Origin of the sequence: Dyella marensis, from assembly GCF_049532885.1 — a bacterium.
Lineage (GTDB): Bacteria > Pseudomonadota > Gammaproteobacteria > Xanthomonadales > Rhodanobacteraceae > Dyella_D > Dyella_D marensis.
Genome location: NZ_CP064029.1, coordinates 1,271,012 through 1,296,524, shown reverse-complemented (window position 1 = coordinate 1,296,524; position 25,513 = coordinate 1,271,012). Strand labels below are relative to the sequence as shown.

Genomic DNA, 25,513 nt, shown 5'->3' with positions numbered 1-25,513 from the left:
ATGGCTCCGGCTCGAAAGCCCGTGTGCTCGGTGGTTCGCGTTTAATTGCTCTTGGCGGCGAAGGTGCTTTCCATCACCCTCACCGTGTTGGCATCCGCGCCGGTGGCGCGCGCCGTAATGCGGTAGACGTGGCGGCTGGTGCTGCCCGCGCCGGTGCCGTTGCTGCCGGTGGCGCCGGACTCGTGCAGGCCGCCGCTGGCTCCCGGCGGCAGCTCGGTGCCCATGTCCTCGATCAGGTACACCGGATTGTTCGCCAGCGCGCCGGTCTTCTGGTTGCCGGACAGCGCGGTGAAATCCGTGCCGTTGTCGGCGCCCTTGTAGGTCGCCGTGCCGGTGGTGATCCAGCCCGTGCCGTTGCGGAACTTGGTGACGATACCGGCGGCGCCGTACAGCGCGCTGTTGCTCGGGTCGTAGCGGTAGCAGTTGCCCGCCAGCACGCCGGAACCGCACAGCAGCGGCGCGCTGGTCAGCTTGGTCGTGCTGGTCCACAGCTTCCATTCCACGCCGCGCAGCGTGGTTTCCGCGGCCATGTCCGCCAGGCTGGTGTTGCGCAGGCCGCCGGCCATGCGCTCCTGCAGCAGCGAGCGGCCCGACGCGCTCAGCGCCAGGATGGTCAGCAGCACCAGGAAGATCAGCGCCACGATCAGCACCACGCCGCGCTGGCGTTGCGCGCGCGGCTGCCGCGGACAAGAGCGTGCGTACATCATGTATTTCCCCTTCGTGACCGCACGGCGGCGTCCCGCCTTACGGATTGAAATTGCGTACCGCCACCACCGCGGTGAATTCGCGCCGCAGCATCGGATTGACGAAACCCTGGTCGCTCGGCTTGATGCCGTGCGCCGTGGGCGCGGCCGGCGTGGTCTTGCCGTCGATGCCGTAGGTGTAGGCCAGATCGTTCGCGGTCAGCGTGTACAGCGGGATCTGGCCGTCGATCACCAGGTTGATCTCCACGCTGGACACCGCGCGCCACAGGCAGCCGACCGAGGTGATGCTGTTGACTTCGCCCGGCGGGCAGTTGATGCCGGTGGCGGCGTCCACCACGTCGGCGGTGACATACCGCACCTTGCCGTTGACGTCCTGGATGCCGTAGCGGAAATCCATGCGCTCCACGCCGCGCACCAGCTCGTCTTCGCTGCCGCCCGGATTGGCGGTCGTGCCGTCGGACTTGAACGCGCCGCCGTTGACCCGGCGCACCAGCGCGCCGGTGGTCTGGCCGTTGCCGTTGTCCACCACCTTCACGTAGTAGGTGACGGTCTGGAAGTCGCGGTTGAAATCGAACAGCTTCGGCGCCGACAGCGGCTGCTGCGGAGCCGGCGAGCCGAAGTTGTTGCTGCTGTCGGGGGTCAGCGTGTTGCCGCTCTTGGTCACGGCGAACACCTGCGCATTGGAGCAGTCGGCCAGCATGGCCATGTCGCCGCTGGCGAAGTCGCTGGCCGGCGGCTCGCCGGCCGAGGTGGCGGGCGCCAGGGTGATGCTGGTGATCACCGAACCGCTGGAAGCGGCTGTGGCGATCGACGTGCCGCCGCTGCCGATGGCCCAGCCGCGGTCGGCGTTGACGTAGCGCACGGTGATCACGTCGGTACCGATCACGCGGTTGCCCACCGCCTTGCCGGTGGCGGGAATGCTGGCGATGGCGCTGTGCGGATCGATCGGCTTGCAGGCGGTGGCGGTGCAGTCGTAGCCGCGCATGAACAGGTACGACGGCATCGAATACTGCGCGGTCGGCTGCGCCGGATAGGTATTGGTGCCGCTGGTGGCGCCGAAGGCGGTGGTCACGTCGCCGATCGCCGCGGTCAGGCCCTTGGCATACACCATTGGCGAGCGCAGGCCATCCAGATACACCTGCGATGCCGCCGCCGGCTTGGCCACGCCACCGGTATTGGTGCAGTACTGGCCGTTGGCCATGCCCAGGTCCTGCTTGAGCCGGGTCACCGCGAAGCGGCCCTCCTCCTGCAACCGCGCCAGCTGCGTCTGCGCGCGGTTGCTCGAGGAAGTGGAATTGAAAATGGCAACCACGCCGCCGGCCACGACCAGGCCCAGCACCATCGCCACCATCAGTTCGATCAGGGTCAGGCCGGCCTGGGCGGCCCGGCCGGCAACAGTCGGATGCGCTGAGTTGGTCACGGCTGGAAGGTCCACGAGAAGGTCTGCTGGGCGACACCGGTCTGCTGCTGCGGACCGGTGCCGGACTGCTGCTCGTCCCAGGCGATGCGCATGTTGCACACGCCGCCATAGGGGGGACGCATGCCCACCTGGCCCGGATCGGCCGGCACCGCGGCGGTGGCGCCCGAGGCGGGCGTGCCCATCGTCCAGCCGGCCGGCGTATAGCCCGCCGGTCCGTTGTTGCAGCTGATCACGGCGCTCACGTTCGGCAGGAAGGTGCTGAGCTGGCGGCTCCAGGCGCGCTGGTCCGCGGCGGCCAGCGCCTGCGGGGTGCAGCCGGAGCTGCAGTCGTTGTTCGAAGCCGTGCTGGCGGCTACCGGATAGCCGGTGGAGTTGTAGAAACCGCTCCACACGCCTACCGGGTTGGCGCCCATGCGGTCGGCCATGGTGCCGGCCAGGAAGGTGACCTGGGTGCGCTGGTAGGCCGAATGATTCGAACGCGTCGCCATGACCATGAGGCCGGCCAGGCCGATCAGGCCAATGCTGAAGATCAGCACGGCCATCAGCACTTCGATCAGCGAAACGCCGCGCTGACGCGACACAGCATGCATGACGGATTCTCCCCTGGAAGCGCGGCTACTCTCCTTAGGAGGGGAGAATTCCCACAAGCGGAATCCGACAAGCGGCAGGATTCGTCCGATGAGCGGTGAGGCCGATTCGGCGGGAATGCGTGGCTTCGCAATAGAAATGAGCACTGGATCGCACTAGACAGAGCCCGCCCGCCGGGGACCCCGGCGAGGCGGACGGAACCGCTCAGCGGATGATTTGCCGCCAGGAACGGCGGCGCCAGACGGCGTCGTTGATGTTCAGAACGTTGTTGCTGCCGGTGAGCTTCAGGCCCGGCACCAGCACGCTGCCGCCGCCCACCGTCGTCACCAGCGGCACCGTGCCGGTGGTGCGCGGGTCGTTCACCCGGCCGCCCACCACGTACTTGCCCGTGCCATTCCAGCCCGACACGCCCGGCGCCGACAGGCCGCCGTTCGCCCCGCCCGTCGCCGCGTTCACCACCATCAGCGCGCCCTGGATACTCGCGTTGCACGGATCGTTGGTGCCCGGGATCAAGGTCTGGATCACCGCACGGCCCGTGTCGAACAAGGCCCCGGGCGTCACCACCACCCGCTCGCCGGCCGAGGACGTCGACGGACCCAGGTCGAAGTACCAGCCGCCCTTGCTGCTATCGACCGCGTTGTCGGTCAGGCCGCGCGCGATGGTCTTGCCGTCGTCCGCCGTCGCCTCGCTCAAGGTCTGCGCCACCAGCTGGGTGCGCGTCACCGTCGTGCCGTTGTCGCGGATGCCGTACACCGACTGCGTCGTTGCGCTGCCGCTGGTGTTGTCGCCCACGCCCAGGTACTTGCCCGTGCCGAACACCACGATGAACTTGTTGGTCACCGGGTCGGCGAACAGCCGCGGCATGCTGGTGATCGGCTGCGCACCGGCCGTGGCCGGCTTGAACGCCAGGGTCACCGCCCAGCTGTTGGGGTCGCTCGAGGACAGGTCGTAACGCCACAGGTTGCCGTCCAGGTCGCCCGCAAAGGCCACGTCGTCGACCTGGTCGTCGTTGTAGTCGCCCAGCACCGGCGAGGAAAGGCCATGGCTGGCCGCGCCGCCGCTGTTGGCATCCGGCGTCTTCAGCTCGCGGATCAGCTTGCCGGTCTGCGCATCCAGCACGAACAGCGAGCTGTAGGTGTTGGAGGCCGCCGCCGGCGAGGTGCAGTTGGCGCCGGTGAACGGGGCCTTGGTGCAATCCGGGAAATAACCGCCCGGCACCAGCACCACCCACTTGCCATTGTTGAGGCGGCCGATGTTGGGCTGGCCGTAGGTGTAGCCGAGGTTGGCGGGGTTGCCGCCCGGGTTGCTGATCGAACCGTCGCTCCACGCGGCCTGCGCCGGTGCATCGGCGTTGAATTCCCACAGCACCTTGCCCGCCGCCATCGCCGTCGGGTCGGTGATGTCCAGCGCATACACGCCGCGGCCGCCCAGGCGCAGACCGCCCACCAGCAGGGTGTGCCAGCCGGCCGAGGTCGACACCGGCGTGGTGGTGGCGGCGCCGAAGTACACGTCGCGCGTCACCGGAATACCGTCGGCGGTCGGCATGAACTTGAAACCGTCCTTCACCGTCAGGTTGCCCAGGTTCGGGTAGACCGCGCGCGGCACGTAGGCGAACACCTCCGTGCCCGCCGTGGCGGTCTTGACCACGTTGCCGCTGGCGTCCGTGGTCATCGAGGCGTCGAACGCATGCAGCATGCCGTCGTTGGCGCCCACGTACACCACCGGCTTGCGGCTGAGGTTGTTCTGCACGAACGCCTCGTAGGTGTGGCAGGTCAGCGGCGTCTGCGTCGCGCAGTTCGCCGCATCGCCGGCCACCGCCGTCTGCTCCGGCGAACCGGCCGGCCAGCTGTTGCGGTAGCCGCTCGACGGGTAGCTCACGTACACCGCCTGCGAGCCGATGATCGCGCCCAGCAGGTTGAGGGTGTTGCGCGGACGGAAGGTGGTGGTTTCCTTGGTGCGGTCGCCGCGCAGGTAGTCCAGGCGCGTCTGGCCGGTGTCGTTCGTGGCATCCACGCTCGCGGGCGAGCTGCTGAGCAGCGCCTGGCCCGCGCTGTCCAGGGCGCTGAAAGCCTTGAACGCGATGCCCCCCTTGAAGCTTCCATCGCTCTTGCGCATAGACGTCAGGATATGGCGCTTCGCCGGATCCATCTTGTCCAGCAGCGCACCCGCATCCCACGCCATCGCCGCGATCTCGCCGCGCGGCGTCACCGCCACCGCCTGCAGACTGCCGTGCCAGTCCGCCGAGCTGTAGCCGAGATTGAAACCTAGCGCGCCCGAGACCAGCACCGCCGAATTCACCGCACCGATCGTCGCCGGCACCGCACGCGTGTTGATGCCGGTGAGGATGGTGCCGAGCTGATCCACCAGCAGTTGCGGATTGGCCGCGCTGAAGTAGGCGCCGCGGCCATTGACCGCCGCGTGCCAGGTGTCATCGACGGCAGCCGGCTTGTCGCTCTCGGGCTTGGTCCAGCCCGTGGCGCCGGTAGCGTTGATGCTGCCGCGGCGCAAGGCGCACAGATCGTTGGCGGTGGCGACCCTGCAGTTGGCGTCATCCGAGAAGTTCAGTTTTCCCGCGATGCCCAGCGTCACCATGTACTGCACCACGTGCGGCCAGTTGGCGGGATCGTTCTTCGGATGGAAGTACTGCTCCGCCTCTTTCGAACTCGCCCCCGCCACCACGCCGGTGCTCTTGTCAGGCATGTAGGGCTGCACCTGCCTGCCTGCGGCCGGATCGTAAAGATCCGGACGCAGATTCGTGGCCCAGTAATGAAAAGCGATGTTCGCCAGCGACGAAGTGAGCTTGGTGCCCTGCACATCCCAGAACACGCGCGACTCCGCCGCCACGGCGGAATACTTCGTGCCATCGGGCAGCGTGCGGGAGCTCTGGCTGTCCTTGAACGAAGCCGGCAGCGAGGGATGCGCGCCGTTCCAGTAGCCGTCGGTCACCATCATGTGGAAGTTCTGCCGGCAGGTGAGTTCCAGGCCGTCCGCGCCGGCTTTCACCGGCGGCTCCCAGTACGGATCGTGCAGATCGCCCGTGGCTCCCGTGTTGCCCTTGCCCCGCTCGAAGAACATGCCGGCACGGATGGTCGACGCGCGCAAGGGCGTGGTGCCCTTGGGCAAGGTCTCGAAGATCCAGTTGAAGAAGGCCGAGCGATAGCAGTTCGGCGGCGTCCTTACCGTGCCCGCCTGCAGGCCCAGCTTGTTCGGATCGGCATTGGCGGCAACGCAGGCCGGTGCGTTGGCGTCCATCAGCGTACTGATGATGGCGCTGTCCTGCAGGCGGAAGGTGTCGTCGGTATAGAGGTTCTGCCAGGCCACGCGGAACCCGCTGCCATAGCCACCGCCGGTAGTGGGCGCACCGAGCTTGGCGAACACGCGCGACATCACCGTGCGCGTCATCAGCATGCGCGTGCGGTAGTAGGCATACCAGTTGGCGAAGTTCTTCCATTCGTTGACGGTGACGCCGCCGATGGTGACGTTCTGGTTGCGCACCGCGACGGCTTCCCAGTTGGCGGCGTAATAGAGATTGAACAAGCCAGCCGCGGTCGGATTGCCGTAGGTATCCACGGCGATGGCCGGCGCGGACGATTTGTAGCGGTAGTAGTAAGGGCCGCCGACGGGATAGGCCTTGCCGTCGGGACCGGTGGTTTTACCGTCCATGGGCGAGGACTGGCTCTTTGCGCACACCCAGCGATAGTCGTAGGACGGCTTTCCACCGCCCGAGCCATACACGCCGGTCAGATCGGTCGCGCCCCGGCTCTCTTCCGGGCGCGATCGCGTGGTCGGGCTATACGGGTTATTGCGATAGGCGCCGGCGGCATCCAGCGTCGCCGGGCTGCGCGGGCGATGGATCGCCATGCCATCCACCGGCACGCGTTTCAGGTCGCCGGCCGGATCGGCATCGGGAAACGCCGTGCCATCCGCCCTCAGCGGCGGCAGGTACAGCACGTTCGGGTTGTAATACACGCCATTCATGGTGCGCGAGCGGATGTCCGCCGCGCTGGTGATGCGAGGGTCGATCACACCGGCGCACTGCCAGGGGCCGGACCATCCCGCATCGTCATAGGGCCGATTGTCGCCCATGTAGGTCACCTGCATGGAACCCGAATTGTCGAACGTCACCGCGATATTCGGCGCCACGCCCTGGGTCAGGTTCGGCGGCGTGGGACTGAGCTCCGTCACCGCCACCGGCGGAGCGGCCTGCATGGCGATCATCGACAGCGGACAACCGCTCGCCAGCAGGAGAGCGAGACAACGCATCGCGGCCGTGCGACGGATCGGAAAGGCTGGGCGAATAGGCATGACGGTACGCGCCGGCGCGCGTGCTCCGGCTCCATGGCTCATGTGATGAAAATTCAGCGGGCGGTGTTGAACGGCTTCCGGCGGCGAAAGCGCATCAACCTGGTCGGCGATGGATGCATGCAATGGCATGCACGGGCATGCTCCCCTGGAAACACCGGACCACTCTGTGCGCGATGGATGCCCGGCGCCAAGCAAAGTCCGACGAACGGCCGCATCCTTCCGACGAGCGTGAAACGCTGCTTTCAGAACAGTACGAGCCTCGGTTCGGTGGGCACCGATGGCTACCACCGGGTGCGCAAATCCTCGGTCCAGCGGCATCCGCCGCGGTCTGCGCCCTTTTCCCTAGGCATCCGCTCCCTGTGAGCGGATAATCACGGGCCCAATTCGCCAAGAAAGCACCGCAGATGTTCGTACCCGGCCAACGTTGGATCTCCACCGCCGAACCCGAGCTGGGCCTCGGCACGGTGCTACGGGTGGAGGGGCGCGGGGTGCAGGTGCTGTTCGCCAAGGCCGGTGTGCTGCGGCCCTATGCGGTGGATTCGGCGCCGCTGGTGCGCGCGGAATTCCGCGCCGGGCAGCGCGTTTCCGGCAAGGGCATAGCCTTCCTGGTCGAGCGGGTGGAGATCAAGGAAGACCTGCTGATCTACCGCGGCGAAGGCCGCGAGCTGCACGAAGGCCAGCTTGACGACGAGCAGAGCGTGAGCCAGGCCGACGACCGCCTGATCGGCGGCCGCACCGACCCGGTGGCGCGCTTCGACCTGCGCCTGGAAGGCCTGCAGCGCCGCGCCGCGGCCCGCCGCTCCGCCGCCTGGGGCCTGGGCGCCGCACGCATCGGCCTGGTGCCGCACCAGCTGCGCGTGGCCGGCATCGCCGCCTCGCGCCGCCCTCCGCGCGTGCTGCTGGCCGACGAAGTGGGCCTGGGCAAGACCATCGAGGCCGGCATGATCCTGGCCCGCCAGCTGGCCACCGGCCGCGCCCAGCGCGTGCTGGTGCTGCTGCCGGACACGCTCGTTTACCAGTGGTTCGTGGAACTGCTGCGCCGCTTCAACCTCAGCTTCGCCATCTACGACGAGGAACGCTGCGAGTCGCTGGACCTGAATGGCGACGGCGCCAACCCGTTCGAAGACGAGCAGCTGGTGATCGCCGACTTCAACTTCCTCGAGCACAACTCCAAGCGCGCCGAGCAGCTGCTCGCGGCGCCGTGGGACCTGCTGGTGGTCGACGAAGCGCACCACCTGGCCTGGACCCCCGAGGCCGCCAGCCCGCGCTATGCGCTGGTGGAGCGCCTGGCCGCGGCCACGCCCGGCGTGATCCTGCTCACCGCCACGCCCGAACAGCTCGGCCGCAGCGGCCACTTCGCCCGCCTGCGCCTGCTCGACCCGCAGCGCTACCGCGACTTGGCCAGCTACCTGGCCGAAGCCGACAGCTTCCAGGACCTGTCGCACATTGCCGACCGCCTGCTCGATGGCGAGGCGCTGGACGACGCCCAGCTGGCCCGCCTGCGCGAAGCCTTCGCCGGCGACGACACCCTGCTCGCTCACCTGGCCGACACCACCAAGCCCGCGCATGCGCGCGAGCTGATCGCCGCGCTGATCGACCGCCACGGCACCGGCCGCGCCATGTTCCGCAATCGCCGCGCGGGCATCGGCGGCTTCCCGCAGCGCGTGCCGGTGTGGCATCTGCTGGACGCCGGCCTGCTCAGCGAAGAAGGCCGCCAGGCCCTGCTGGCCGAATTCCATGCCGATATCCAGCAGCCCTCGCCGCCGCAGGAACCGGATTACTCGGCCGATCCGCGCGTCGACGCGCTGGTGGCCTTGCTCGACGCGCATCCACAGGACAAGTTCCTGCTGATCTGCCGCAGCCAGGCCAAGGTGCTGGCGCTGGAAGAAGCACTGCGCACCAAGAGCGGCGTCGGCGTCGCGCGTTTCCACGAAGGCCTCGGCATCGTGCAGCGCGACCGCAACGCCGCTTATTTCGCGCAGCCGGATGGTGCGCGCCTGCTGATCTGCTCCGAGATCGGCTCCGAAGGCCGCAACTTCCAGTTCGCCCACCGCCTGGTGCTGTGGGACCTGCCGCTGGACCCGGACCTGCTGGAACAGCGCATCGGCCGCCTGGACCGCATCGGCCAGAAGCACGACATCAGCATCCATATCCTGGCCGTGGCCGATAGCGCCCAGCACGTACTGGCGCGCTGGTACGACGAAGGCGTCGACGCCTTCCGCCTCAGCCCCGCCGACGGCCGCGAACTGCTGCGCCGCTACGGCGAACCGCTGGCGCGCCTGGCCGACGAACACGCGCGCGGCGACGACAACCGCGACCAGGAACTGGACGTGCTGCTGGCCGAGACGCGCGCCAGCCACGAGGAAATGGCCGCGCTGATCCGCGACGGCCGCGATCACCTGCTGGAGCTGGCGGCGAGCCGCGACCTGCATGCCGACGAATTGCAGCAGGCCTTCACGCGCGAGGAGCACGATCCCGGCCGCGACGAATTCATCCAGCGCCTGCTGGAGCAGTTCGGCATCCATGCCGAGGAACTCGGCGGCAAGGTCTTGCTGCTCGACCCGCAGTACCTCTCCACCGACGCCCTGCCCGGCTTCAGCGAAGGCCCCGTGGCGGTGACGTTCGCGCGCGAAGTCGCCCTGGCACGCGAGGATCTGCCGCTGCTGCGGCTGGATCATCCGATGGCGGCCGGCGCGCTGGATCTGGTGCTCACCGGCGAGGAAGGCAATGCCGCCTTCCTCGTCGACGATGCGCTGCCGCCGCGCACGGCGTTGTTGCAGGCGGTGTATCTGCTCGAATGCGTGGCCGACCGCAAGCTGGACGCGGAGCGCTTTTTGCCGGCCTTGCCGGTGCAGGTCACCGTCGATACGCGCCTGGCCGAACGTGCCGGTTTCCAGCCGAGCGAGCTGGCCTTGCGCAAGGCGGCGGACCGCAATATCGAGGTGCCGCGGTATCGCAAGTTTCTTGCGAAGCTGGTGCCGCCGATGCTGGAGAAGGCAGAGGAGCTCGCCGCCGAGCGCGCGAAGGGTGATGTGGCTGCCGCTGTCGCGGCGGCGACGGAGGCGCTCGATGCCGAGCTTTCGCGGTTGTTGGCGCTGCGCGCGGTGAATCCTGCGATCAGCGAGGCTGAGGTTGCCGCTGTGGCGGGGGAGCGCACGGCACTGCTGGAGGCGTTGCCGCAGGCGCGGTTGCGGCTGGATGCTGTGCGCTTTGTGGTCAGCCCGGATTTTCTCGCGCTGCGTTGATGGCTCGTCATCCCGGCGTAGGCCGGGATCCTTTTGCGGGATCGCCTGGTTTTTGCGTTACCGCGATCTGGCCGCTTATGCAGCGGGCATTTCGGACGCCTGCCGGCGCCCGAGTCACTTTCTCTTTGCTGGCCCAAAGAGAAAGTAACCAAAGAGAAATAGCCTAAGAGCCACTGCTCGCGACGCGACTAGAAGGAGCAGTGGACGGCTGCGGTAGCCTGATTAACCTGGGTCTACACGAAACGGCAGTGCGTTTACGTAACGGCTTCTTCAACGTGCCGTGGCCGAGAGGACGTTCAAGAACTGAGGCCGGATTTGGTTCTTCGTTCCTGCCTACCTCACGCTTTCACCCCTCTCCCCTCCGGGGAGAGGGCAGGGTGAGGGGCGGGCGGAGCGCAACGTTAAATCTTGCCGTGGCGTAGGTTGGGGTGAGCCGCAGGCGAACCCCAACGTGGCGAGGCGCGGGAAGGTGCGGGTGTTGGGGTTCGCCTGCGGCTCACCCCAACCTACGCCGTACGCTTACGCAACGGACAGAGCTAAGCCCAAAAGCTGGCCTCAGTCATTGAACGTCCTCTCGGCCACGGCACGTTGAAGAAGCCGTTACGTAAACGCACTGCCGTTTCGTGTAGACCCAGGTTAATCAGGCTACCGCAGCCGTCCACTGCTCCTTCTAGTCGCGTCGCGAGCAGTGGCTCTTAGGCTATTTCTCTTTGGTTACTTTCTCTTTGGGCCAGCAAAGAGAAAGTGACCCGGGCGCCGGCAGGCGTCCGGAATGCCCGCTGCATAAGCGGCCAGTCCGCGGTAACGCAAAAACCAGGCGATACAGCAAAAGGATCCCGGCCTACACCGGGATCACAACCATCACCCCAACATGAAATCCACAGCGGCCGCTGCATGCAACGCAGCCGTATCAAACAGCGGCACCGGGCTATCCTCCCGCCCAACCAGCAACCCAATCTCGGTACACCCGAGAACCACCCCCTGCGCCCCCCGCGCAGCACAATCCACCATCACCTCCCGATAAAACTGCCGCGAGGAATCGAGCACCACCCCCGCGCACAACTCCTCGTAGATGATGCGATGCACCTCACGCCGCTGCCCTTCGTCAGGCACCAGGCACCGAATGCCATACCTCGCGCGCAAGCGCTCCCGATAGAACTCCTGTTCCATCGTAAAAGCGGTACCCAGCAACGCCACTTGATGGCAACCCGCCGCGCGCAGCGCCGCCCCCGTCGGATCCGCGATATGCAAAAACGGCAACGGCGTCGCCGCCATTACGGCATCAGCCACCTTATGCATCGTGTTGGTCGCCAGCACGATGGCCTCGGCGCCGCCGGCCTCCAGCCGCCGCGCCGAGGCGGCCAGCAGCTCCCCCGCGTGATGCCAGTCACCTTGCCGCTGCAACGCCTCGATCTCACCGAAATCCAGGCTGTCCAGCAGCAGCCGCGCCGACCGCAGCGGCCCCAGCCGCTCCCGCACGCCGCGGTTGATCAACTGATAGTAGGCAAGCGTCGATTCCCAACTCATGCCGCCGATCAGGCCAACCGTGCGCAGGCGGCGTTCCATCCTCATGCCGCCTGCGGGCCGAGCGCGCGCATCCGCGCACCGATGCCGAGAAACCGGTAGGCCAGCGACAGCAGCACCACCCAGCCGGCGCCCACGTACAGCGCCACCCGCGTGTCGGGGCTGTAGCCGAGCATGAACAGCACGAAGGCCAGGAACACCAGGCACACCACGCTGGTCAGCGGCCACGCGCGCAGCGGGAACTGCGTGGCGCCGTAGCGGCGGCGGAAGCTGAAGTGGGCGATCAGCACCATCATCCAGGTCCACACCGTATTGAAGGCCAGGATCGACATCATCATGGCGAAGATGCGCTCCGGCAGCAGGTAGTTCAGCACCACGCCCAGGACCAGGCAGGCCAGCGTCACCAGCACCGCGCGCACCGGCACGCCGTGCTCGCTCACCTTGCCCAGCAAGGCCGGCGCCTGCGCCTTGGTCGACAGGCTGTACAGCATGCGGCTGCCGCTGAAGGTGGTGCTGTTGAAGCCCGACAGCGCCGCGGTGATCACCACGAAGTTGATCAGGCCGGCCGCCTGCGGAATGCCCAGCTTGCCGAAGGTGGTGACGAAGGGGCTGCCCTGCGTGCCGAGCTGGTTCCACGGGTAGATCGCCATGATCACGAACAGCGCGCCCACGTAGAAGATCAGGATGCGCCACAGCACCGAATTCACCGCGCGCGGAATGGTGCGCTCCGGCTGCGCGGCCTCGCCCGCCGCCATGCCGATGGTCTCGATGCCGCCGAACGCGAACACCACCACCGGCAATGCCAGCACCATGCCGGTAAAGCCGTGCGGGAACCAGCCGCCATGCCCCCACAGGTTGGACAAGCCCACCGGCTGGCCGCCATTACCCCAGCCCAGCCAGATCATGCCGGCGCCGCCGAGGATCATCAGCACCACCGTCACCACCTTGATCAGGGTGAACCAGAATTCCATCTCGCCGTAGACCTTCACCGCCATCAGGTTCAGGCCGCCGATCATCGCCACGCTGCCGAACACCCAGATCCACTGCGGCAAGTCGGGAAACCACTGGCGCATGTAGATGCCCACCGCCGTGCTCTCGGCCATGCCGACGCCGACCATCAGGATCCAGTAGTTCCACCCGGTGAGATAACCGGCGAACGGACCCAGATAACGGTGCGCATAGGTGCTGAAGGACCCGGCCACCGGATCGTGCACGGCCATCTCGCCCAGCGCGCGCATGATGATGAAGATCATCGCGCCGCCGAACAGGTAGGCGAACAGCACCGAGGGGCCGGCCAGGTTGATCGCATTGGCCGAGCCCAGGAACAGGCCGGCGCCGATCGCCATCCCCAGGGCCATGAAGGTGATATGGCGCGGGGTGAGCCGGCGCTGCAGGTGCTGAGTCATGAAGAAGAACCGCGAGGTGGAAAGGTCAGCGCATCAAGCGCCGCTTCGGTTTGACCGGCAGCTTGCCGCGCCAGTACTGCAGCAGCACGAAGCCGCCGAGCATGCCGCCCAGGTGCGCGAAGTGGGCGATGCCCGGCGCCCAGCCGGTGGCGCCGGAGATCAGCTCCAGCGCGGCGTAGCCGGAGACGAACAGCCAGGCGGGGATCTGCGCCGGGATCGGGAACAGGATCAGCTTCTCGTGCGGCCACAGCATGCCGAAGGCCAGCAGCAGGCCGAAGATCGCGCCCGAGGCGCCCAGCGTCGGCGTCTGGAAATCCTGCTCGATAAAGCGCAGCCACAGCAGCTGCAGGAGCGAGGCGGTGATCAGGCAGACGAAGTAATAGATGGTGTAGTTGCGCGTGCCCAGCAGCCGCTCGATCTGGCTGCCGAACATGAACAAGGCGTACATGTTGAAGAACAGATGCAGGAAGCCGCCGTGCATGAAAGCGTTGGTCACCACCTGCCAGGGCTGGAAGTAGCCGCTGCCCAGGGGCCACAGCGCCAGGGGCACCAGCAGCGAAGGCATCAGCTGCTGCAGCAGGAAGACCGCCACGTTGGCGATCAGCAGGTTACGGGTTACCGGAGCGAGGTCGTAGAACATGGGCGGTTCCGTGGGCAACGGCCAAGGGTAGCGGCTGAGCCGGGGCGCCGCCATCGGCGCCCGATGGCGCGGCGCAACATCCTGCGACAACTCGCCGCACCCATCCGGGGAACCTTGCGGGGCGCGGCCCGGCCGCCGTTTTGCGCCGCCGGCGGCGAACGCGCATCGTCACCTCGGGTTGACATCGCCGCGCGGCGATGCACAAATAGCCGTCCATACGGCCGAACCCCCAACGCGCCGTTCCGTCCCCAGCAGGAATGCCACCGCTCGTGACCATCCAGGGTTACCGCCAGCTCGCCAGCACCACGCATCGCATGTGCGCGATGTGTTGCTGCTGTTGTTGTTGCTGATCGCGCGCTTTCCCTGTTGCCGGGCGCCAGTCCGGAATCCCCAAGCAAGCCAGCGTCCACCGGACGCCGCCGGGCCGGATATCACGATGCACTTCCCGCTGTTCTCCTCTTCGCCACGACACCGCCATGCCATCGCCGGCACGGGCTGCTGTTGTCGTTGCTGTCGAATGTGTCGCTGCGGCTGATCCCGCGACCCTAGGCGTTTTCCCGCGCCGCCATTGACGCCGTCCCCACGGCGATCCCCCGAACGCAGCTCCCCCGCTGCATCCCGCGCATCCATCGCACCTGGCCAGGAGCCGGGACGGGTGCGCCTACAGGAATGCTTCCCGCCATGAACACGATCCGCCTGCTTCCCTTCGCCATTGCCACGGCGCTCGCGCTGTCCCCGCTGCACGCGGAGGAGGCCGACGACAAGAAGGCCACCCAGCTCGAAGCCGTCAGCGTCACCGGCTCCAATATCAAGACCACCGACCTGGAAGGCCCCAGCCCGGTGCAGGCCATCACCGCCGAACAGATCCGCAGCAGCGGCAAGACCACCCTGCCCGACCTGCTGCGCTCGATCTCCGCCAATACCGGCAACAGCGTCAACGAACAGCTCACCGGCAGCTTCTCCGCCGGCACGGCCGGCATCTCGCTGCGCGGCCTGGGCCAGAAGAACACCCTGGTGCTGGTGGACGGCAAGCGCGTGGCCAACTACGCCACCGCCTACGAACTGCAGGACACCTTCGTCGACCTCAACGCGCTGCCGCTGGCGGCGGTGGAGCGCATCGAAGTGCTGAAGGACGGCGCTTCCGCGGTGTACGGCTCGGACGCCATCGCCGGCGTGGTCAACATCATCCTCAAGCAGAACTACCAGGGCGCCGAAGTCGGTGCCAACGTCGGCGGAAGCACCGAAGGCACCGGCCAGCGCTCGAATAATTTCCATCTGCTGCTGGGCCAGGGCGACCTGAAGAAGGACGGCTACAACGTGTTCTTCGCGCTGGACGGCACGCGCAGCTCGCAGCTCAACCAGGACCACGTGAGCTGGCTGCGCGACAACGACTTCCGCGACAAGCCCGGCGGCCGCCTCAACTGGACGCCGACCAACTACTACAACAACGATCCCCCCCAGGGCTTTGCCAGCGCCGTCGGCCCCGTGCGCAAAGTGCCTTACGGCGCCATCACGCCCGGCAAGAGCGGCGATACCTGGGCCTACAACCCGGCGCAGTACACCTCGCTGATTCCCGGCGTGGAGCGCTACCACGCCGTGCTGAAGGCGACGGTGAAACTCACCGACCAGATCGACGCCTACGGCGAGGCGATCTACAGCCGCAGCCACGCGGCCTTCGTGTTCAGCGGACCGCTGGCGATCGGCAGCGGCCTGCGCGCCTGGGACAACGCGAACCAGAAGCTGGTGAACATCGACACCACCTTGCCGGCCGGCAACCCAGCCAACCCCTATGGCGTGCCGACGCCGGTGAACACCAACCTGTGGGACGTGGGCCAGCGCAACAAGCGCGACCGCACCATTTTCACGCGCTTCCTCGGCGGCGTTAAAGGACGTACCGGCGCATGGGACTGGGATGTCTCCGCCGAGCATTCCGAGAGCAGCCTGAAGGAATACGTCACCAACTTCGGCAACCGCTATGCGTTCCAGTCGCTGCTGGCCAATGGCGGCTACAACTTCGCCGCCAACAACCATTCGCAGCAGGCGATCGAGGCCCTGCGCCTGTCCACCATCCGCCCCGCCGTATCGCGCCTCACCGCGGTCAACGCCACCGCCAGCACCCAGCTGTTCGACCTGCCCGCGGGTACGGTGGGCTTTGCCGCGGGCTACGAGTTCCGCAACGAGTCGATCAATTCGCGCACCTCGCAGGCGGTGCTGTCCGGCTCCGAGCTGCGTCCGGCCATCGACGTGATCCGCGGCTCGCGCGACGTGCACGCCGGCTATGCCGAATTCAACGTGCCGATTCTCGCCACGCTGGAAGCCGGCATCGCCGGTCGCCTGGACCACTACAGCGATTTCGGCAATGCCTTCGCGCCGAAGTTCTCGCTGCGCTACCAGCCGCTGGACTGGCTGCTGCTGCGCGGCTCGTACTCGCGCGGCTTCCGCGCGCCGTCGCTGCCGGAAATCACCAACAGCACCGCGGTGAGCTACAGCACGGTGGTCGATCCCTACGATCCGGTCACGCCCGGCCAGCGCCGCGGCTATACCGATGTGTTCGCCGCCAACCCGAAGCTGCGGCCGGAGCGCTCGGAGAACTACAACGGCGGCTTGGTGATTTCGCCCAGCGCCGACACCAGCTTCGGCGCGGACTACTACCACATCGTGCAGCGCGGCATCATCGGCCCCGACGACGACGCCACCCTGGTGCAGCGCAAGGACCCGCGCGTGCAGCGCGACGCGCAGGGACGCATCAGCATCATCACCAACCAGTACCGCAACCAGCAGAGCCTGACCACCGACGGCGTGGACCTCAGCTTCCACCAGGCGCTGCACACGGCGAATGCGGGCGACTTCGCGCTCGACGGCAACTGGACGCGCCTGCTCAAGTACAGCCAGCCGCGCGTGGCCGGCGATGCACCGGTGAACGGCGCGGGCACCAATATCTTCGGCTCGCTGCCGAAGTGGCGCGGCAGCACCGGGCTGACCTGGAGCTACCGCGACTTCGCCAGCACGCTGACCTGGTACTACGTGGGCGGCTACCAGCAGAACCCCGATAACCGCCTCACGCCGGCGTATCCGGAGCGCGTAAAAGCATGGAGCACCTTCGACCTGAGCATCGCCTACACCGGCCTGCCCAAGACCACGCTCACGCTCGCCGTGCAGAACCTGCAGAACCGCCGTCCGCCGTGGGATCCATCCAACACCTACTACGACCTGACGCAGGCTGATCCGCGCGGACGCTATGTCTACGTCGGCGCGGACTATCGTTTCTAAGCCGATCGCATGAAGCTGCCGCGCCCGCTGCTGAACGCGAAAACTTGCGCGTTTTCAGCGGGCCGCGGCGCGGTTACAGTCCTGCCGGTCCCTTACAGGGAGCCGGGGGAATGCGCCGTTTTCTATCCATCGTTGTGCTAAGCACCATGCTTGCTGCCTGCCAGCAGCATGCGTCGTCGTCGCGCGACGGCGAGATCGCGGCGAACTTTTCACCCGGCATCATGCCGGAGGATTTGGCCGTCCATTTTCACGCGCTGTCCGCGCCCGCGCTGCGCGACCGTTCGCCCGGCAGCGCTGGCGAGCGGCATACCGTCGATTACCTGATCGCGCAGTTCCAGCGCATGGGCCTGCAGCCCGGCGCCGATGGCAAGTGGACGCAGGACGTGCCCTATGTGCGCGGCAGCGTGATCCATCCCGAACGGATGACCCTGCAGATCGAAGGCGGCGCGCAGCCGCTGTCGCTCGCCTACGGCATCGACATGGTGGCCAACTCGCCCGCACAGCATACGAACGCGGCGATCGAACATGCACCGGTGGTGTTCGCCGGCTACGGCATCGACGACCCCGCGCAGGACTGGGACGACTACGCCGGCGCCGACGTCAAGGGCAAGACCGTGGTACTGCTGGCCAACGACCCCGGCTGGGGCAGCCAGGATCCGGCGCTGTTCCACGGCCGCACGCCCACCTTGTTCGGTTCCTGGCGCTACAAGCTGGAGCAGGCCGCGCGCCACGGCGCGGCGGCGGTGTTCGTGGTGCATGACGAAGCGGCGTCGGGCTATCCATGGACCGCGGTGCGCCAGCACTGGAGCAGCCCCTGGTACACCCTGCCCGGCGATGCGAATGCAGCGCCCGCCATCGCCGGCTGGCTGAGCGATGCCGCCGCGCGCCGGCTGTTCGCCAGCGCCGGCCAGGATTTCCAGGCGCTGCGCGCCGCCGCGCACCGGCGCGGCTTCCGCGCGCTGACGCTGGCGGCCAAGGCCAGCCTGGCATTCCAGAGCAGCATCAGCCAGGGCATGTCGCCCAACGTGATCGCGCGCATGAACGGCAGCAAGCAGCCCGGCGATGCGATCGTCTACACCGCGCACTGGAACCACCCCGATGCGCGCGACAGCCAGTCGCTGCACGGCGTGGCCGAGAGCGCGGCGGGCCTGGCCGGCCTGCTCGAACTGGCCGAGGCCTTCGCGCACCGCGCACCCAAGCCGCATCGCAGCGTGCTGTTCGTCGCGCTGACCATGGAGGAATCCGGCCAGCTCGGTTCGCGCTGGTACGTCGACCATCCGCCGGTGGCGCTGGAGCACACGGTGGCGGAAATCCAGCTCGACGCCTTGCCGTGGCTGGGGCCGAGCCGCGACCTGGACGTGCTCGGCTATGGCCAGTCGCAGCTGGACGATTACCTCGCCGATGCGCTGCAGAGCCAGCACCGCCGCATGCGCTCGGGCGACGAGCGGGCCGGCATGGAACTGTTCCGCTCCGACGCGCTGAGCTTCGCCACGCGCGGCGTGCCGGTGCTCTACGCCCGCTCCGGCCTGGACCTGCGCGACGGCGGCGACGCCGCCGGCCGCAAGCGCTACGGCGACTACCTCGCGGCCAGCGCCAGCGCCCCGCCCGCCGGTACCGCGCCGAGCTGGGACCTGCGCGGCCTGGTGGAAGACCTGCGCGCGCTGTTCATGGTCGGCGGCAAGCTGTCGACCGAAACCACCTATCCGCAGTGGAAGCCGACCGCGAGTTTCCACCGCCCTGTGACGGTGGTCGCGCGCTAGCGTTTCGGTCCGCTCGCGTTACGCGCAGCAAAGATGCGGCGTGGCAAGCTGTGCGCGTCAGGTCTCCATGCCGCACCCATGACCGCTGCGCCCCTCCACGTCCTGCTCGCCGGCGCCACCGGCCTCACCGGCGGCGCCGTGCTGCGCGAACTCCTGTCCGACCCCGCCGTCGCCCGCGTGCTCGCCCCCACCCGCCACGCCCTGCCACGCGCCCCCCGGCTGGAAAACCCCATCGGCATGCTCCACCGCACCCTCCCCACCCTGCAGCCGCCGCTGGACGTAGCCCTTTGCTGCCTCGGCACCACCATCGCCCAGGCCGGCTCCCGCGAAGCCTTCCGCATGGCCGACTACGACCTGCCCCTGGCCGTGGCGCGACGCGCACGCAAGCTTGGAGCGCGGCATTACCTGGTGATGAGTTCGCTCGGCGCGAGCGCCACGTCGCGCACGTTCTACACGAAGGTCAAAGGCGAGCTGGAACAAGCATTGATCGAACATGACTGGCCACAGCTGACCATCGTCCGCCCATCTCTGCTGCTGGGACCACGCAAGGAGTTCCGCTTAGGCGAGGCAGTCGCGGGACCGCTGTCGCGCCTGTTGCCCGGACGATGGCGCGGGATTCACGTGGAGACGGTTGCGCGCGCGTTGTGGAAATTGGCGCGAGAAGCGGGCGAAGGAGTGCGGATTGTCGAGTCGGATGAGTTGCGGCGCTTGGGTCGGGCAAGCTGACCTGCGTCATCGCGGGCGAATAGCGCCCAAGCGGCCCAAGGAATAACAGGCGTTACGCTCCGCCCGGCCCCTCACCCTGCCCTCTCCCCGGAGGGGAGAGGGGTGATGTCGTGAGGTAGGCAGGAACGAAGAGCGAAAGCTGGCCTCGGTCATTGAACGTCCTCTCGGCCACGGCACGTTGAAGAAGCCGTTACGTAAACGCACTGTGGTTTCGTGTAGACCCAGGTTAATCAAGTTACCGCAGACGCCCACTGCTCCTTCTAGTCGCGTCGCGAGCAGTGGCTCTTAGGCCATTCTCTCTTTGGTTACTTTCTCTTTGGGCCAGCAAAGAGAAAGTGACTCGGGCGCCGGCAGGCGTCCGAAATGCCCGCTGCATAAGCGGCCAAATAGCGACAACCGCACCTAGTCGCCACTGGATCCCGGCCTACGCCGGGATGACGAATAGGTGATGCGCCAGCACAAATAAAAAAGGCCGCCCTGCAGGCGGCCTCAAACTGCCGAAAGCGCTAACGCTCAACCGTTCTGCGCCATGCCCTCAGGCCGCTTGGCGCCAGCGAACCGCTTAGCCCAATAACTCTCATCGAGACTATCGACCCGCACCGTCTTCCCCCGCGAAGGCGAATGAATAAACTGCCCATTGGCAATATAAATGCCCACATGCGAAATGCGCCCACCACCCCGGCGCCCGCCGGCAGTGCGGAAAAACACCAGATCGCCAGGCTGCATCTCGGTACGGTTGACCTTCAGCCCCGCAAGAAACTGCCCCGCCGAATTGGTCGGCAGATCCAACCCCACCGCATGCGAAAACACGTAACGGACAAAGCCGCTGCAATCGAAGCCGGTCGACGGATCGTGCCCGCCGCGCACATAGCGGATATCCCGCAGCTGCATCGCCAGATCGATCAGCGTCTTGCGCAGATCGTCCGCATTGCTGGCCTGCTCCTCGATCGCCGGAGCGGCCGGCAGAGCCGACTGGGAAAGGGCCTGGGCCGGAGCGAGCGCGGCGAACTGGCTCATCAGCGGCGGAGTGATGGTGGCGACAGCAGGGGCGGCCTTGGCCTGTCCGCTGGGGCTGGCGAGCACGGGACCGGAGACGAGCGCGGCGGCGGCCAGCACGGAGAGGACGGTCAATCGCTTGATTGGCATGCGGGAAAAATCCCCTTGCTGTTCACGGGATTGGCCGTCGGATGTGTCGACGACCGTGACGAAGCCGTGAACTTAGCAAAGCGATATAGGCCGTATGTTCGATCCGGGTTAACTAAACCCCGCGGTTTCGAAAAGCTGAAGGGATCAGCAACGTCCGGCATCCCCATGAAAGCAGTGGGAAATCACTGCAAGCACCTGGCCTGGCTAGGAAAATTTCCTAGAAATAACCGTGGCGGAAGTGTGACGGAGGTCCGTAACAGGTCTGCAAGGTAGCTGAAGCGCAATTCAGCCGCGGCGGCCGAAAATCGCCGTCCCGATACGCAGTTCCGTAGCACCCTCGGCCACCGCCAGCGGGAAATCCCCGCTCATGCCCATGGACAGCCGCGGCAGTGCGTGGCCCTCCCCCGCCATGCGGTCGCGCAGCTCGCGCAGCAGGCGGAAGCAGGCGCGCACGGGAGCGGGGTCGCCGGACTGCACGGCCATGGTCATCAGGCCGCGCACGCGCAGGGTGTCCAGGCCGCGCAAGCGGGCCAGGAAGGCCGGCAGCTCCGCCGGATCCAGCCCCTGCTTGCTCTCTTCCGGGGAGGTCTTCACCTGCACCAGCACGTCGATGGCGCGGCCTTCGGCCTGCAGGCGGCGGTCCAGCGCCTCGGCCAGCTCCCAGCGGTCCAGCGACTGCACTTCGGCGGCGAGCCGGGCCACGTCCTTGGCCTTGTTGGTCTGCAGGTGGCCGATCACCACCCAGTCGATGGCGCAGTCGGCCAGCGGGCCAGCCTTCTCGCGGATCTCCTGCACCTTGTTCTCGCCGAAGCGATGCAGCCCCAAGGCGGTGGCGGCGCGAATGGCGTCCGCGCCGAAGGTCTTGCTCACCGGCAGCACGTCCACCTCGGCCGGCGCGCGGCCCGCCTCGCGGCAGGCCGCGTCGACGCGCTCGCGCACGGCGGCCCAGTGGGCCGCGAGATAGCCGTAGTCGTCGCTCAAGCCTTGCCGCCCTGCGCGTAGTGGCCCGCCACCACCTCGGCCACCACCATCGTCACCTTCTTGCCGGTGGGGATGTGCAGGAATTCGTTCGGGCCGTGCGCATTGGAATGCGGGCCGAGCACGCCGGTGATCAGGAACTGCGCCTGGGGGAATTTCTCGCCGAGCATGCCCATGAAAGGAATGCTGCCGCCTTCGCCCATGTAGGCCGCCGGCGCACCGAAATGGTTCTGCGAAGCCTGCGCGACGGTCTGCTCCAGCCACGGCGACAGCTGCGGCGCATGCCAGCCGCCGCCGTCCTTCTCCAGCTTGAAGCTGACCCTGGCGCCGTAGGGCGGATCCTTCTCCAGCAGCTGCTTGACGAACTGCCCGGCCTGGCTGCCGTTGAGCGTGGGCGGCAGGCGCAGGCTGAGCTTCACCGAGGTCTTCGGGCGCAGCACGTTGCCGGCGCTTTCCAGCGGCGGCAGGCCGTCCGCGCCGGTCACCGCCAGCTGCGGGCGCCAGGTGCGGTTGAGCACCAGCTCGGTGAGGTCGTCGGTGACCGGATGCATGCCTTCGACGAAGGGAAACTTCTCGTAGATGGCCTTGCCCAGCACGTGCGAGGCCTGCTTCGCCTGCTCGATGCGCTGCGCGGGAATCTCCACGTACAGTTCCTTCGGCTTGACCGTGCCGGTCCGCGGGTCCTCCAGGCGCGTCAGCAGCTCGCGCAGGATGCGGAAGCTCGACGGCACCACGCCGGAGGCGTCGCCGGAATGCACGCCTTCCTCCAGCACCTGCACGCTCAGCTCGCCGCCGGTCATGCCGCGCAGCGAGGTGGTCAGCCACAGCTGGTCGTAGTTGCCGCAGCCCGAATCCAGGCACACCACCAGCGAGGGGCTGCCGATGCGCGTGGCCAGGTGGTCCACGTAGTACGGCAGGTCGTAGCTGCCCGATTCCTCGCACGCTTCGATCAGCACCACGCAGCGCGCGTGCGGGATGCCCTGCTCGCGCAGCGCCAGCAGCGCGGCCAGCGAGCCGAAGATGGCGTAGCCGTCGTCGGCGCCGCCGCGGCCATAGAGCTTGTCGCCCTTGAGCACCGGCGTCCACGGACCCAGGCCCTCGGCCCAGCCGGTCATTTCCGGCTGCTTGTCGAGATGGCCGTAGAGCATCACGGTGTCGTCGCCCTGGCCGGGCACGTCGATGTAGATCAGCGGCGTGCGGCCCTCCAGGCGCACCACTTCCAGCGTGGCGCCGGGCAGCGACGGCAGCTTGGTGCGCGCCCAGGTCTCCATCAGCTTGACCGCCGCATCCATGTAGCCGTGTTCCACCCACTTGGGATCGAACATCGGCGACTTGTTGGGAATGCGGATGTAGTCCATCAGCTGCGGCACGATCTCGTCATCCCACAGGCCGCTGACGAAATGCGAAAGACGGGCGGTATCCATGGGCGAGCTCCGGCGATGGGGAAAGCGCCGATTGTATCAGCGCAGGCCGAAACGCCGCCGACAGCGCGTAGGCGCGCACCCACGCCACGCGGCGATGCAGGCGCACCGCAGCGCGATGGGAGCGCCGACTGCGGCGCATCCGCGCCGGCGGCATCGTGGCTGGGCGGCGCATGGACGCCGCGCTGTCCCATCGCTGAAGCCCATCACTGAAGGAGCATCCCATGCTGCGCAAGCTCGCTACTTTCATGTCCGGCCTGGCCGTGTGCCTGTCGCTGCACGCCGCCACGCCGGTCAACGTCAACACCGCCGATGCCGCCACTATCGCCAAGGCGCTCGACGGCATCGGCCCGGCCAAGGCCGCCGCCATCGTGGCCTGGCGCGAGGAACACGGCCCGTTCAAGACCGTGGACGAAGTCGGCCAGGTCAAGGGCGTGGGCGCCAGCACGCTGGACCGCAACCGTGCCGCCATCCTGATCACCGAGGAAGGCGCCAAGCCCGAATCCGGCGCCACCAAGGCCAGACCCAAGGCCAAAAAGGACGAGGACTGAGCTCCAGTCCGCTCGCCGGCCCGCGCCGGCGCGGCCCTGGCAGGTCGCGCCGGTTGCGCCTACACTCCGCGTTCACGACCGCCCGGTCACCGCCTTCACGACCCAGGCCGGAGCCGTCACAGGGGCCATGTACCTGATTCAGCAGCACAAACATTTGCGTTCCACGCCATGATCCTGCCGCGTTACCGCATCGCCGCCTCGGGTATCGGAGGCGCCGGCAAGGGGCTGTTCCTGGAGGAAGACGTCGCCGCCGGTCGCATCGTGACCGCGCCGGATGCGATCGACCGCACCTGGAGCCTCGCGCAGATCACCGCCTCGCCCGAGCTGCAGGTGCAGCTCTATGCGGCTGCGCGCTGGTTCGAGGACCGCTACACGCTGTCCCCCGACTGGCCCGACGAGTGCTACATCAACCACAGCTTCGAGCCCAGCGGGCTGTGGCACCTCGGTTTCGTGTTCGCCGCGCGCGACCTGCCCGCGGGCACCGAGATCACCGTGGATTACCGCCACCTGCTCGCCCCCGGGCAGGAAGAAGATTTCATCGATTCGGCCACCGGCGAGAAAATCATCGGCCTCTCCTGGGCCGACAGTCTCGCCACCAGTACCCGTGCCCTCGCCAGCCTGCTGGCCAGCGCCGCCATCTGACACTGCAATGTTCGACATACCCACCCTCGAAACCGCGCGCCTGCGCCTCACCGCTCTCTCCGCCAGCCATTTCGACGACTACGCCGCGATGCTCGCCGACCCCACCAGCACGCGCTGGGTCGGCGACGGCGAGCCGCTGGACCGCGGCCATGCCTGGCGTTCGCTGGCGATGCTGCTGGGCCATTGGCAGTTGCGCGGCTACGGCATGTGGGCGCTGGAACTGAAGGACAGCGGCGTCTTCGCCGGCCGCGCGGGATTGATGTATCCGGAAGGCTGGCCCGATATCGAACTGGGCTGGATGCTGAAGTCCGAGTACCGCCACCATGGCTACGCCACCGAAGCCTGCCAGGCCATCCTCGATTTCGCCTGGAACCAGCTGCGCGCGCAGCGCGTGATCAGCCTGGTGCGCGTGGGCAACGAAGCTTCCGACCGCCTGGCCGAGCGCCTCGGCGGCGAGCACATCGAAGACATGGATTTCTGCGGCAGCTACAACCACGTGTTCGCGTACTACCCGCCGTACCGCGAATCGCGCCGCGCGGCCTACGCCTGAGCGCATGAGCGCCTTCCACCGCGTGCCAGCGGAAAGCCTGCGCGCGGAGCCCTGGGCCAACGGCGCCGGCACCACCATGGTGCTGGCCAGCGGTCCGGATTCTTCTGCATGGCAGTGGCGCCTGAGCATCGCGCAGATCGACCGCGATACCGATTTTTCCGCACTGCCCGGCGTGCGCCGCCAGTTCACCGCGCTCGACGCTTCGCTCGCGCTGCGCTTCGCGGACAGCGAACGACATGCATTGCGCCTGGCCGTGATCCGCTTCGACGGCGCCGACGCCCCGCACGCGCGGCTCACCGACGGCCCCACCCGCGCCTTCAACCTGATGCTGCGCGATGGCGCGGAAGGCGAACTGATCGCACGCCCCTTGAACGGCGCCATGGTGCTGCCACCGTCGGCCGGCGCGCACTGGTTCCTCTATCTGCTCGCCGGACACGCCGAACTGCGCAGCGGCGGCGAAAGCCTGGCGATGACGCAGGGCGAATCGGTATGGATCGAAGCGGCAGGCACGCTGCGCATCGAAGGCGGCGGCGAAGTGGTGCTGGCGCGCATCGAGCCCTGAGCACGCCGCGGCATCGCATCGCCGATTCTGCCGGACACAAAGACACCGCACGCACGGATCGCCGAATGCCACTCG

Annotated in this window: 18 protein-coding genes; 8 read left to right on the top strand and 10 right to left on the bottom strand. The window is 67.5% G+C overall.

Going from position 1 to position 25,513, the window contains the following annotated elements; translation table 11 throughout:
• Nucleotides 1-41: 41 nt before the first annotated feature.
• The 4 genes from ISN75_RS05600 to ISN75_RS05585 form a co-directional block, all read right to left on the bottom strand.
• Complete coding sequence (locus ISN75_RS05600; RefSeq protein ID WP_167258822.1) at nt 42-707, bottom strand: pilus assembly PilX family protein; 666 nt, start codon at nt 705-707, stop codon at nt 42-44.
• Between the two features lie 37 nt (nt 708-744).
• Nucleotides 745-2,124, bottom strand: a complete 1,380-nt coding sequence (locus ISN75_RS05595; RefSeq protein ID WP_343821615.1) for a PilW family protein — start codon at nt 2,122-2,124, stop codon at nt 745-747.
• A complete protein-coding gene (gene pilV / locus ISN75_RS05590) occupies nt 2,121-2,714 on the bottom strand; it encodes a type IV pilus modification protein PilV (RefSeq protein WP_167258825.1) in 594 nt (197 codons plus the stop codon). Before pilV ends, ISN75_RS05595 begins: the two co-directional genes overlap by 4 nt.
• A gap of 202 nt (nt 2,715-2,916) precedes the next feature.
• On the bottom strand, nt 2,917-6,975 hold the full coding sequence (locus ISN75_RS05585; protein WP_423385134.1) for a pilus assembly protein: 4,059 nt from the start codon (nt 6,973-6,975) through the stop codon (nt 2,917-2,919).
• A 446-nt stretch (nt 6,976-7,421) separates the two neighbouring features.
• On the opposite strand from ISN75_RS05585, the gene rapA reads away from it, so the two are divergent.
• On the top strand, nt 7,422-10,262 hold the full coding sequence (gene rapA, locus ISN75_RS05580) for an RNA polymerase-associated protein RapA (RefSeq protein WP_343820738.1): 2,841 nt from the start codon (nt 7,422-7,424) through the stop codon (nt 10,260-10,262).
• 861 nt (nt 10,263-11,123) lie between these two features.
• Here rapA and ISN75_RS05575 read toward each other — a convergent pair.
• The 3 genes from ISN75_RS05575 to ISN75_RS05565 are packed head-to-tail and all read right to left on the bottom strand — an operon-like array spanning nt 11,124 to nt 13,832.
• On the bottom strand, nt 11,124-11,816 hold the full coding sequence (locus ISN75_RS05575; RefSeq protein WP_167252716.1) for an aspartate/glutamate racemase family protein: 693 nt from the start codon (nt 11,814-11,816) through the stop codon (nt 11,124-11,126).
• A gap of 14 nt (nt 11,817-11,830) precedes the next feature.
• On the bottom strand, nt 11,831-13,192 hold the full coding sequence (locus ISN75_RS05570; protein WP_343820741.1) for an amino acid permease: 1,362 nt from the start codon (nt 13,190-13,192) through the stop codon (nt 11,831-11,833).
• Between the two features lie 25 nt (nt 13,193-13,217).
• Nucleotides 13,218-13,832: a rhomboid family intramembrane serine protease gene (locus ISN75_RS05565; RefSeq protein WP_167252088.1), complete on the bottom strand. Its 615-nt coding sequence runs from the start codon at nt 13,830-13,832 to the stop codon at nt 13,218-13,220.
• Between the two features lie 681 nt (nt 13,833-14,513).
• Between ISN75_RS05565 and ISN75_RS05560 the strand changes: the two genes are divergently transcribed.
• From ISN75_RS05560 to ISN75_RS05550, 3 genes are all read left to right on the top strand, one after another.
• Nucleotides 14,514-17,102: a TonB-dependent receptor gene (locus ISN75_RS05560; protein ID WP_343820744.1), complete on the top strand. Its 2,589-nt coding sequence runs from the start codon at nt 14,514-14,516 to the stop codon at nt 17,100-17,102.
• Nucleotides 17,103-17,212: 110 nt separating this feature from the next.
• On the top strand, nt 17,213-18,862 hold the full coding sequence (locus tag ISN75_RS05555) for a M28 family peptidase (protein WP_167252091.1): 1,650 nt from the start codon (nt 17,213-17,215) through the stop codon (nt 18,860-18,862).
• 78 nt (nt 18,863-18,940) lie between these two features.
• A complete protein-coding gene (locus ISN75_RS05550) occupies nt 18,941-19,588 on the top strand; it encodes an oxidoreductase (RefSeq protein ID WP_167252092.1) in 648 nt (215 codons plus the stop codon).
• 513 nt (nt 19,589-20,101) lie between these two features.
• On the opposite strand, the gene ISN75_RS05545 is transcribed toward ISN75_RS05550, so the two are convergent.
• From ISN75_RS05545 to ISN75_RS05535, 3 genes are all read right to left on the bottom strand, one after another.
• The gene (locus ISN75_RS05545; RefSeq protein WP_167252093.1) at nt 20,102-20,734 is read right to left on the bottom strand and encodes a C40 family peptidase; all 633 of its coding nucleotides are present in this window, start codon (nt 20,732-20,734) and stop codon (nt 20,102-20,104) included.
• Between the two features lie 285 nt (nt 20,735-21,019).
• Nucleotides 21,020-21,715, bottom strand: a complete 696-nt coding sequence (locus tag ISN75_RS05540; RefSeq protein WP_167252094.1) for a YggS family pyridoxal phosphate-dependent enzyme — start codon at nt 21,713-21,715, stop codon at nt 21,020-21,022.
• Nucleotides 21,712-23,136, bottom strand: coding sequence for a M20 family metallopeptidase (locus ISN75_RS05535; protein ID WP_167252095.1), 1,425 nt, complete (start codon nt 23,134-23,136; stop codon nt 21,712-21,714). Before ISN75_RS05535 ends, ISN75_RS05540 begins: the two co-directional genes overlap by 4 nt.
• A 221-nt stretch (nt 23,137-23,357) precedes the next feature.
• Here ISN75_RS05535 and ISN75_RS05530 point away from each other — a divergent pair, with 221 nt between their 5' ends.
• From ISN75_RS05530 to ISN75_RS05515, 4 genes are all read left to right on the top strand, one after another.
• Nucleotides 23,358-23,684, top strand: coding sequence for a ComEA family DNA-binding protein (locus ISN75_RS05530; protein ID WP_167252096.1), 327 nt, complete (start codon nt 23,358-23,360; stop codon nt 23,682-23,684).
• Between the two features lie 168 nt (nt 23,685-23,852).
• Nucleotides 23,853-24,326: an SET domain-containing protein gene (locus ISN75_RS05525; RefSeq protein ID WP_343820750.1), complete on the top strand. Its 474-nt coding sequence runs from the start codon at nt 23,853-23,855 to the stop codon at nt 24,324-24,326.
• A 7-nt stretch (nt 24,327-24,333) separates the two neighbouring features.
• Nucleotides 24,334-24,876 (top strand): GNAT family N-acetyltransferase, encoded by a 543-nt coding sequence (locus tag ISN75_RS05520; RefSeq protein ID WP_167252098.1) that lies wholly within the window; start codon nt 24,334-24,336, stop codon nt 24,874-24,876.
• Nucleotides 24,877-24,880: 4 nt separating this feature from the next.
• Entirely contained in the window at nt 24,881-25,438 is a 558-nt protein-coding gene (locus ISN75_RS05515; protein ID WP_343820752.1) for a HutD/Ves family protein, read from the top strand.
• Nucleotides 25,439-25,513 lie beyond the last annotated feature (75 nt).